Here is a 9,356-nt window from a genome sequence, read left to right as displayed (position 1 = left end):
GCCGGCATGACCACGCAGGATGGCGGCGGCGAACCCGAACGCCTGCGCCAGCTCGCCGAAGCCGCCTTCGCACAGACCAAGGCCGCAGCTCCCGCCAGGGCCGCAGCTCCCGCGAAAGCCTCCCCAGCCGGCCGCGCCCAGGACCATGGATGGGAAGAGTTCTGACAGAGCGCGAATAGCCGCAAGGCTCGAAGCATGAACGGCGCCCGAAGGGGCGCCGTCGTCGTTCAGCCATGGCGGTCTCTCCCAGGTGCGCTTCATCGACCGCGCGATGGGGCAGGTTCGCTCGCTGCCTTCATCCCGGCAATCGGTAATCCTTGAACATCTCGCGCAGCGCCGTCTTCTGGATCTTGCCGGTCGCCGTATGCGGGATCGCCTCGACCAGCACGACATCGTCCGGCAGCCACCATTTCGCGATCTTGCCCTGCATATAGGCCAAAAGCTCTTCCTTGCCGGGCTGCCGGCCTTCCTTGGGGACGATCACCAGAAGCGGCCGCTCGTCCCATTTCGGATGGGCGACACCGATCACGGCCGCCTCGGCGACATCGGGATGGCCGACGGCGAGGTTCTCGAGATCGATGGAGGAAATCCACTCGCCGCCCGACTTGATGACATCCTTCGAGCGGTCGGTGATCTGCATGTAGCCGGCCGGATCGATCGTGGCGACGTCGCCGGTGTCGAAGAAGCCCTGCGCGTCCAGAATCTCGTCCTCGGCACGCCGGTAATAGGCGCCTGCGACCGCCGGCCCGCGCACCTTCAGCCGCCCGAACGTCTTGCCGTCCCAGGGCAGGTCGCGGCCCGCATCGTCGGTCAGTCTGAACTCGACCGTGAAGGGCGGATGGCCCTGCTTCGTCTTCAGGTCGTAGAGCGCCTCGCCTTCCAGATGGGCCTGAGCCGGTTTCAACGAACAGAAGGAGCCGAGCGGGCTCATCTCGGTCATGCCCCAGGCATGGGCGACGGTGACGCCATATTTGCGCTCGAAGGCCTCCGTCATCGCGCGCGGGCAGGCCGAGCCGCCGATGACGACGCGCTGGAGCGTCGAAAGCCCCGCTCCGGTTTTCTCCAGATGCTGCAGCAGGCCGAGCCAGACCGTGGGCACCGCCGCCGTCATCGTGACGCCCTCCCCTTCCAGCAGGGCGTGCAGCGAGGCGCCGTCGAGCTTGGCGCCGGGCATCACCAGCTTGGCCCCTGTCATCGGCGCCGAATAGGCCAGCGACCAGCTGTTGGCGTGGAACAGCGGGACCACCGGCATCACCGTGTCCCGCGAGGACAGGCCCATGAAGTCCGGCGCCGCACAGGCGAGCGCGTGCAGCACGTTGGAGCGGTGGGAATAGAGCACGCCCTTGGGCCCGCCGGTCGTGCCGGAGGTGTAGCAGAGCCCCGCGGCCGTGTTCTCGTCGAGCGCGGCCCAGGCGAAGTCATCGTCCGCTTCGGCAAGCCAGTCCTCATAGGGCACGGCGCCCCGCAGGGTGGTCTGCGGCATGTGCGCCGCACCGGTCAGCACGACGTAGCGCTCGATGCTCTGCAGCTTGTCCTGCAGCGACTCGACCAGCGGCACGAAGCTGAGATCGAGGAAGAGCAGTCGGTCCTCGGCATGGTTGACGATCCAGACGATCTGCTCGGGAAACAGCCGCGGATTGACCGTATGCGTGATCGCCCCGATGCCGCTGATCGCATACCAGAGCTCAAGATGGCGGTCGCTGTTCCAGGCCAGCGTCGCGACGCGGTCGCCCGGACCGATCCCGTCCCTGGTCAGGCGCTTGGCGGCGCGCAGGGCCCGGTTGCGGATCTGCGCATAGCTGCGCCGCCGCAAGCCGCCATCCTCGACGGCACGGGTGACGACCTCGCGCGTCCCGTGCTGGATCGCGGCATGGTCGATGATCCGGTGGAGAAGAAGGGGCCAGTTCTGCATCAGGCCGAGCATGTCGTTCCTCCCGAGCAATAGTGGTTTTCGGCAGGATAGCGGGCGCGCTTCGTCGAAGGGAAGCCGACCTTCGGCAGGCTCGCCTCCGCGGGCGGAATGGTTTAGCTGTGATCCGTCCTTCGCCTGGGGAACCCCGCTTGGCCGCGCCCATGCCCGCACCGTATCCCGCATCGGACCCTGATCGCGTCTGGTTCCGCGTCATGCGGCTGCACCAGCGCATGCTGGTGCAGATGACCGCCCGCATCCGTGCGATCGGCCTGTCGATCCCGCAATTCGACCTGCTCTCGACGCTGACGGAGCAGGAGGGCATCAGCCAGAGCGAGCTTGCCGAGCGCCTCTACGTCACCAAGGGCAACGTCTCCGGCCTCGTCGACCGGCTGGTCCAGGCCGGGCTGGTCGAGCGCCGCGCGATTGCGGGCGACCGGCGTTCCTATGCCATGCATCTGACGCCGGAAGGCCGGCGCCTCGCCGAGACCGGCCTCGCCATCCAGCGGGATTTCGTCGCCAACACCCTGGGCAGGCTTCCGCCCGCGGAGCTCGCCGAGCTCGACCGCCTTGTCATCCGCTGGCGCGATTTCGCACGCGCAGCCGATAAGGACTGAAGCCGGGAGCCGCGGCGCGGCACCCGCCTTGGCGCTGCGACAGGGCTGCCGGGGGCTTGCCGCCACAAGCGGGCCGCGCCAGAGTCTGTCGTGCGCCGCGAGAAAATCGCTCAACATTTGCGGGCAATTCGGCGTAGAGTGGCAAGTATATTCAACAGGGACCGGGAGCCCACCATGCTGTCGAATCTGGCCGTCAGGGATATCGAGACCCTGGTTCACCCCTACACGAACCTCGCGACCCATCGCGAGAACGGTCCCCTCGTGCTGGAGAGCGGCAAGGGCATCTATGTCACCGACAGCGCCGGCAAGGACTATATCGAGGGCATGGCCGGGCTCTGGTGCACCTCGCTCGGGTTCTCCAACCAGGAGCTGATCGAGACCGCCTACGAGCAGATGAAGAAGCTGCCCTTCCAGCACATCTTCGGCGGCCGCAGCCATGATCCGGCGATCGAGCTCGCCGAGAAGCTGAAGGAGATCGCCCCGGTCCCGATCTCGAAGGTGTTCTACGGCGCCTCCGGCTCCGACGCCAACGACACCCAGGTCAAGATCGTCTGGTATCTCAACAACGCGCTCGGCCGGCCGCAGAAGAAGAAGATCATCTCGCGGCTGAAGGGCTATCACGGCGTCACGGTCGCCTCGGCCTCGCTGACCGGCCTGCCCAACAACCATATCGACTTCGACCTGCCGCTGCCCGGCATCCTGCACACCTCCTGCCCGCACCACTACCGCTTCGCCGAGCCTGGCGAGAGCGAGCAGGATTTCTCCTCGCGCATGGCCGCCGAACTCGAGGAAATGATCCTGCGCGAGGGGCCGGACACGGTCGCCGCCTTCATTGCCGAGCCGGTGATGGGCGCCGGCGGCGCGATCACGCCGCCCGAGGGCTATTTCGAGAAGATCAACGCCGTCCTCGCCAAATACGACGTGCTCTTCATCTCGGACGAGGTCATCACCGGCTTCGGCCGCACCGGCGAGATGTTCGGCACCGCCACCTACGGCATGGCTGCGGATTCGATCTCGCTCGCCAAGCAGATCACCTCCGCCTACTTCCCGCTCAGCGCGGTGATGATGAACGACAAGATCTATGACGTGCTCGTCGACCAGAGCCGCAAGATCGGCACCTTCGGCCACGGCAACACCTATGCCGGGCACCCGGTCGGCTGCGCGGTGGCCGTCAAGACGCTGGAAATCTACCAGCGCGACAAGATCGTCGATCACGTCAAGAAGGTCTCGCCGACCTTCATCAGGCGCCTGGAGAAGCTCGTCGAGCATCCGCTCGTCGGCGAGGCGCGCGGCGTCGGCCTGATCGGCGGCGCGGAGCTCGTCCGCGACAAGCAGACCAAGGCTGCCTTCGAGGTGAAGAAGGGCGTCGGCGCCAAGGCCATGGCCTTCGCGCTTCAGGAAGGCCTGATGATCCGCGCGATGGGCGACCGCCTCGCCTTCTGCCCGCCGCTCATCATCAACGAGGCGGAAATCAATGAGATGTTCGACCGCACCGAACGCGCCCTGAACAAGACACTGGATTGGGCCAAGGCCGAGGGGCTCCTCGCCGCCTGACCAGAGACCCAGCGCATGACTGGAAGAGCCGGGCGCAAGCCTGGCTCTTTGCGTCTTGATTGTGGCAAAGCGGGCCCGGTTCGGCGCCGGCTTGCCACGAACAGATCACGATCGCGCCCCGCAAGCGTCGCGATGGCAGCCCTAGATGCCGGCGCCGGGATCGAGACCCCTCGGCACGAGACATCAGCCAGGGAGCCGTGATCGCGACCGCGCGACCCAACAGCATCTTCACCAGCTTCATGGAGCCTCGGCGCCGGAAGCACCTGCCCTTCGAGAGCCTGCGATTCAGGCGACCGCAGCGGGAACCGGATGAGATGCTGGCGCGTTCGAAGATCGGGATGCTGAACGAAAGGCCTCCGGGCCAGCCGTTCCCAGCCACGGTTTGCGACTGAAGCCTCCCTTCGAGACCCAATCACTGGCCGGCGTGGAGTTTCTCCCGCCGGCCTTTTTTCTTGCCCGATATCCGTCCCGAGGCGCCGGCCGGCTTGAAACGCCCGGCCGAATAAAAAGCGGGAGCCGTAGCCCCCGCCCGGTCATTACGGATGACCGATGGCGATCAGACGACGATCACCTTCGCCCCGGCGGGGACGCGGTTGTAGAGGTCGATCACGTCGATGTTGCGCATCCGGATGCAGCCCGAGGAAGCGCCCCGGCCGATCGTCTCCGGCTCGTTGGTGCCGTGGATGCGATAGAGCGTGTCGTTGCCGTTCTGGTAGAGATACAGCGCGCGAGCGCCCAGCGGGTTGTCCGGCCCGCCGGTCATGCCGCCCGCGACAGGCTTCAGATGGGGCCAGCGCTTGATCATCTCCGCCGGGGGCGTCCAGCGCGGCCATTCGGCCTTGCGCTGGATGACGGCCTCGCCCGTCCAGCCATAGGCCTCGTCGCCGGTCGCGACGCCGTAGCGGATCGCCTTCTTGTTCGGCAGAACGAGGTAGAGGAACTTGGCCTTCGTATCGATGTAGATCGTGCCGGGAGGCTGTCCGGTCGGGTCGGCGATCTCGTAGGGAAGATAGGGCAGATAGGTATCGAACTTCGGCACCAGCGCGATGTACTCGGCATCGCGCGCCGAAAGCTCCGGAGCGGCGACGCTTCTGTATTGGCAGGCGCCGAGCAGGCTCGCGGCGGCCAGGGCGACGAAGACGGTCTTCTGCATAGGTTCCACCAGAGCGAGCCGAAGGCTGCCATTATGATGAATCGATGGTTAACGCTTCGTAGCGTCGGCGCGGTCGCTGCTGGACGCGCGGGGGCGCTGTTCCGGCGAAGGACTAGGCCGCAACAGATAATGGTGCAATCTTGTTCCTGCGGCGGCGGCTTTTCCCTGCGGCAGCGTGGCAATCGCGCCACGTTCTGCCAGCCCGCGCGCCGGAACGCCGGTTGAGACAGCTTTGACCACACTCTTTATCACGCATCCAGCCGGCCTGCGCCATGAAATGCCCGAGGGCCATCCCGAGCGCCCGGACCGGCTGAGGGCCGTCGAGCGCGCGCTGGAAGCGGAGGCCTTCGCCGCGCTGATTCGGCTCGAGGCACCGCAGGCAACGCTCGAGCAGGTCGCGCTCTGCCACCCCCCGGCCCATATCCGGAAACTGCTCGACGCCGCCCCCGAGGAAGGCCTCGTCGCGCTCGACCCCGATACGGTGATGTCACCGGGAACCGTCGAGGCGGCACTGCGCGGCGTGGGCGGCGCGATCCTCGCGGTCGACGAGGTGATGACCGGCCGCGCCCGAAACGCCTTCAGCGCCATGCGCCCCCCGGGCCACCATGCCGAGCGGGAAAAGGCGATGGGCTTCTGCTTCTTCAACCAGGCGGCGATCGCCGCGCGTCACGCCCAGCAGGCCCACGGCGCCAGGCGTGTCGCCATCGTCGACTGGGATGTCCACCACGGCAACGGCACGCAGGACATCTTCTGGAACGACGCCAGCGTGCTCTATGCCTCGATCCACGAAATGCCGCTCTATCCCGGCACGGGCGCGCCCTCCGAGCGTGGCACGCAGGACACCATCGTCAATGTCGCGCTCGGCGCCGGCGACGGCTCGGACGCCTTTCGCGAAGCCTTCGACCTCGCCGTGCTGCCGCGGGTCGATGCCTTCCGCCCCGACCTCATCGTCATCTCGGCCGGCTTCGACGCGCATTGGCGCGATCCGCTGGCCGACATCAACCTGCGCGAGGCTGATTTCGCCTGGGCGACCTCGAAGCTGATGGAGATTGCCGACCGGCGCTGCGGCGGGCGCATCGTCTCGGTGCTGGAAGGCGGCTACGATCTCCAGGCCCTGACGCTCTCGACGGCCGCCCATGTCGGCGCGCTGATGGGCAGTTGAGGACGGCTGCGATGGCGATCTTCGAGATGCGCACCTACACGATCCGCGTCGGGCTCGTGCAGGATTACCTCGCTCTGTATCACGCCGAAGGCTACGGGCCGCATTGCCGTTGCCTGGGGCCCTGCATCGCCTGGTTTCAATCCGACATCGGCGAACTCAACCAGGTCATGATGATCTGGCGATACGACGACTACCGAGATCGCGAAATCCGGCGGGACCGTCTCGCGGCCGATCCGGAGTGGCTCGCCTTCATCCCGAAGACGCGGGCCTTCATCGAGAAGATGGAGAACCGCATCATCAAGCCGACCTTCTTCTCGCCGCTGCAGTGAGCGGCGCAGCCCTCACTCCAGCGGCTGCGTGCCGACGATCTCGATGCCGAAGCCGCTCAGGCCGACATAGGAGCGGGTCGAGGACGCCAGGTTGACGATCGAGCCGACACCGAGATCGCGCAGGATCTGCGCGCCCAGCCCGACCTCGCGCCATTGCTGGTTGCGAAGCGAATCGGAATCGCCCTCGTCGACGCTCTTGATCGGCACGCCGGCACTGCCGTCCCGGAGATAGACGAGGACACCGCGCCCCTCCTCCTGGAAGCGCCTCAGCACGCACTGGATCGCCCCGGAGCCGCCGAGGACATCGGCCACGACATCGGCACGGTGCAGCCGAGCCGGCACCTTTGCCCCGTCCCCGAGCTTGCCCATGACGAAGGCGAAATGCTGCGTGTCGTCGAAGGGGGTGACATAGACATGCCCCGTCATCTCGCCGAATTCGGTCTTGACCGGGAAGGAATGCACCCGCTCGACCAGCTTCTCGCGCGACTGGCGATAGGCGATGAGATCCGCCACCGTGATCTGCTTCAGCCCGTGCTTCTCGGCGAAGGCCACGATCTGCGGCCCCTTCATCACGGTGCCGTCGTCATTGGCGAGTTCGCAGATCACGCCGACCGGCGGCAGCTCCGCGAGCTTGCAGAGATCCACAGCGGCCTCGGTATGGCCGGAGCGCATCAGCACCCCGCCCTCCTTGGCGATCAGCGGGAAGACATGGCCAGGCCGGACGAAATCGGTCGCGCCCATATTGCCGTTCGCCAGCGCGCGCACCGTGTTGCAGCGCTGCTCGGCCGAGATGCCGGTGGTCAGCCCGTGCTTGACGTCGACGGTGATCGTGAAGGCGGTGCCGAGCGGCGCGTCGTTCGACGACACCATCGGGTCGAGGCGCAGGCGCCGCGCCTCGCTCGGGGTCAGCGGCGCGCAGACGATGCCGCAGGTGTTGCGGATGATGAAGGCCATCTTCTCCGGCGTGCACAGCGAGGCGGCGACGATGAGATCGCCCTCGTTCTCGCGGTCGTCGTCATCGGTGACGATCACGATCTCGCCGCGGGCGAAGGCTTCGATGGTCTCTGCAACAGTGTTGGACATGGCAGCCTCGCGCGACCCCGAAAGGCCGAGAAAATCATTGGGAGTGACAGCGCCTTTGGTGGCGGCGGCGATGCGCTCGGCGCTTTCGCGGGAAATCCAGGCGGACTGGTCGTTGCACAGCGCGGTCACGCTGGCCGGCGACAGGCCGACCTGGCGGGCGAAGGCGCTGCGCGCGATCTTGTTCTGCCGGAGAAAGGCGTCGAGCTTCATGCCGACAAGCTAAGGCAGCCCCTCTTCATCCGCAATGAAGCAGTCGCGCAATTTCAGTATGGCTGAAATGCATAAGTCCGCGCGTCATGCTCGGGCTTGACCCGAGCATCTCGTACCGGATGCTGCTTCGGCGCCTCGTCCGGTTGGAGATTCCCGGGTCTGCGCTCCGCTCCGCCCGAGAATGACGGCTGCCTTCAATCTTGAAAAGGCCAGCGCGGCTCCACCGCGCCGACCTGCGCCCGGTGCCGCAGGAAATGATCCGCCAGCACGCAGGCGACCATCGCCTCGCCCACCGGCACCGCACGGATGCCGACGCAGGGGTCATGGCGGCCCCTGGTAAACATCTCGGCCTCGCCGCCGCTGCGCGTCACCGTCGCCCGCGTCGCCAGGATCGAGGAGGTCGGCTTCACCGCGAAGCGGGCGACGATCGGCTGCCCGGTCGAGATGCCGCCGAGGATGCCGCCGGCATGGTTGGAGAGGAACAGCGGGCGCCCGTCATTGCCGGCGCGCATCTCGTCGGCATTCTCCTCGCCGGAGAGCTCCGCCGCGCCGAAGCCGTCCCCGATCTCGACGCCCTTCACCGCATTGATGCTCATCAGCGCCGCCGCGATCTCGGAATCGAGCTTGCCGTAGATCGGCGCGCCGAGCCCCGCCGGCACGCCCTCGGCGACGATCTCCAGCACCGCACCGATCGAGGAGCCGGATTTGCGCACCCCGTCGAGATAGTTTTCGAACAGGGAAGCAGCCTTCGCATCGGGGCAGAAGAAGGGGTTGCGGCCGACCTCTTCCCAATCCCAGTTCGCGCGATCGATCTTGTGCGGTCCCATCTGGACGAGAGCGCCGCGCACGACCATGCCGGGCACGACCTTGCGGGCGATGGCACCCGCCGCGACCCGCATCGCCGTCTCGCGCGCCGAGGAACGCCCCCCGCCGCGATAGTCGCGGATGCCGTATTTCACGTCATAGGTGAAGTCGGCGTGGCCCGGCCGGTACTTGTCCTTGATGTCGGAGTAGTCCTTCGAGCGCTGATCGACATTGTCGATCATCAGCCCGATCGAAGTCCCGGTCGTCACCTGCACGCCGTCGCTCTCGCGCGCGAAGACGCCCGAGACGATGCGCACCTGGTCCGGCTCCTGGCGCTGCGTGGTGAAGCGCGACTGGCCCGGCCGGCGCCGGTCGAGATCGCCCTGGATATCGGCTTCCGTCAGCGGGATCAGCGGCGGGCAGCCATCCACCACGCAGCCGATGGCGGGTCCATGGCTCTCGCCGAAGGTGGTGACGCGGAAGAGATGGCCGAAGGAATTATGGGACATGGACGCCTGCGCAGGATGCTGCGCAG

At 66.8% G+C, this 9,356-nt stretch carries 8 protein-coding genes; 4 read left to right on the top strand and 4 right to left on the bottom strand.

Features of this window, described 5'->3' with window-relative positions; all coding sequences use genetic code 11:
* Positions 1-295 precede the first annotated feature (295 nt).
* Positions 296-1,924 carry a long-chain-fatty-acid--CoA ligase gene (locus tag BW981_RS10795; RefSeq protein WP_076438925.1) on the bottom strand — a complete coding sequence of 543 codons (1,629 nt, stop codon included), beginning with the start codon at positions 1,922-1,924 and terminating at the stop codon, positions 296-298.
* A gap of 149 nt (positions 1,925-2,073) precedes the next feature.
* Between BW981_RS10795 and BW981_RS10790 the strand changes: the two genes are divergently transcribed.
* Entirely contained in the window at positions 2,074-2,526 is a 453-nt protein-coding gene (locus BW981_RS10790) for a MarR family winged helix-turn-helix transcriptional regulator (RefSeq protein ID WP_076438923.1), read from the top strand.
* Positions 2,527-2,700: 174 nt separating this feature from the next.
* Positions 2,701-4,080, top strand: coding sequence for an aspartate aminotransferase family protein (locus BW981_RS10785; RefSeq protein WP_076438919.1), 1,380 nt, complete (start codon positions 2,701-2,703; stop codon positions 4,078-4,080).
* 556 nt (positions 4,081-4,636) lie between these two features.
* Here the strand turns inward: BW981_RS10785 and BW981_RS10775 are convergent.
* A complete protein-coding gene (locus BW981_RS10775) occupies positions 4,637-5,233 on the bottom strand; it encodes a L,D-transpeptidase (RefSeq protein ID WP_076438915.1) in 597 nt (198 codons plus the stop codon).
* A gap of 232 nt (positions 5,234-5,465) precedes the next feature.
* Here BW981_RS10775 and BW981_RS10770 point away from each other — a divergent pair, with 232 nt between their 5' ends.
* Together BW981_RS10770 and BW981_RS10765 are read left to right on the top strand one after the other, a co-directional pair.
* Positions 5,466-6,395 carry a histone deacetylase family protein gene (locus BW981_RS10770; RefSeq protein WP_076438913.1) on the top strand — a complete coding sequence of 310 codons (930 nt, stop codon included), beginning with the start codon at positions 5,466-5,468 and terminating at the stop codon, positions 6,393-6,395.
* An 11-nt stretch (positions 6,396-6,406) separates the two neighbouring features.
* The gene (locus tag BW981_RS10765) at positions 6,407-6,724 is read left to right on the top strand and encodes an NIPSNAP family protein (RefSeq protein WP_076438912.1); all 318 of its coding nucleotides are present in this window, start codon (positions 6,407-6,409) and stop codon (positions 6,722-6,724) included.
* A gap of 12 nt (positions 6,725-6,736) precedes the next feature.
* Here BW981_RS10765 and ribB read toward each other — a convergent pair whose 3' ends face one another.
* Both ribB and aroC read right to left on the bottom strand, forming a co-directional pair.
* Complete coding sequence (gene ribB / locus BW981_RS10760) at positions 6,737-8,017, bottom strand: 3,4-dihydroxy-2-butanone-4-phosphate synthase (RefSeq protein ID WP_083712287.1); 1,281 nt, start codon at positions 8,015-8,017, stop codon at positions 6,737-6,739.
* Positions 8,018-8,211: 194 nt separating this feature from the next.
* Entirely contained in the window at positions 8,212-9,330 is a 1,119-nt protein-coding gene (gene aroC, locus BW981_RS10755) for a chorismate synthase (protein ID WP_076438909.1), read from the bottom strand.
* Positions 9,331-9,356: the final 26 nt, after the last annotated feature.

The organism is Allobosea sp. TND4EK4 (genome assembly GCF_900156025.1).
Lineage (GTDB): Bacteria > Pseudomonadota > Alphaproteobacteria > Rhizobiales > Beijerinckiaceae > Allobosea.
The sequence above is the reverse complement of the archived record's forward strand: the minus strand, read 5'-3'. Positions and strand labels throughout refer to the sequence as shown.

Coding starts and splice junctions, on each gene's coding strand:
- BW981_RS10795 (WP_076438925.1), bottom strand. CDS start 1,924: ATGCTCGGCCTGATGCAGAACTGGCCCCTTCTTCTCCACCGGATCATC.
- BW981_RS10790 (WP_076438923.1), top strand. CDS start 2,074: ATGCCCGCACCGTATCCCGCATCGGACCCTGATCGCGTCTGGTTCCGC.
- BW981_RS10785 (WP_076438919.1), top strand. CDS start 2,701: ATGCTGTCGAATCTGGCCGTCAGGGATATCGAGACCCTGGTTCACCCC.
- BW981_RS10775 (WP_076438915.1), bottom strand. CDS start 5,233: ATGCAGAAGACCGTCTTCGTCGCCCTGGCCGCCGCGAGCCTGCTCGGC.
- BW981_RS10765 (WP_076438912.1), top strand. CDS start 6,407: ATGGCGATCTTCGAGATGCGCACCTACACGATCCGCGTCGGGCTCGTG.
- ribB (WP_083712287.1), bottom strand. CDS start 8,017: ATGAAGCTCGACGCCTTTCTCCGGCAGAACAAGATCGCGCGCAGCGCC.
- aroC (WP_076438909.1), bottom strand. CDS start 9,330: ATGTCCCATAATTCCTTCGGCCATCTCTTCCGCGTCACCACCTTCGGC.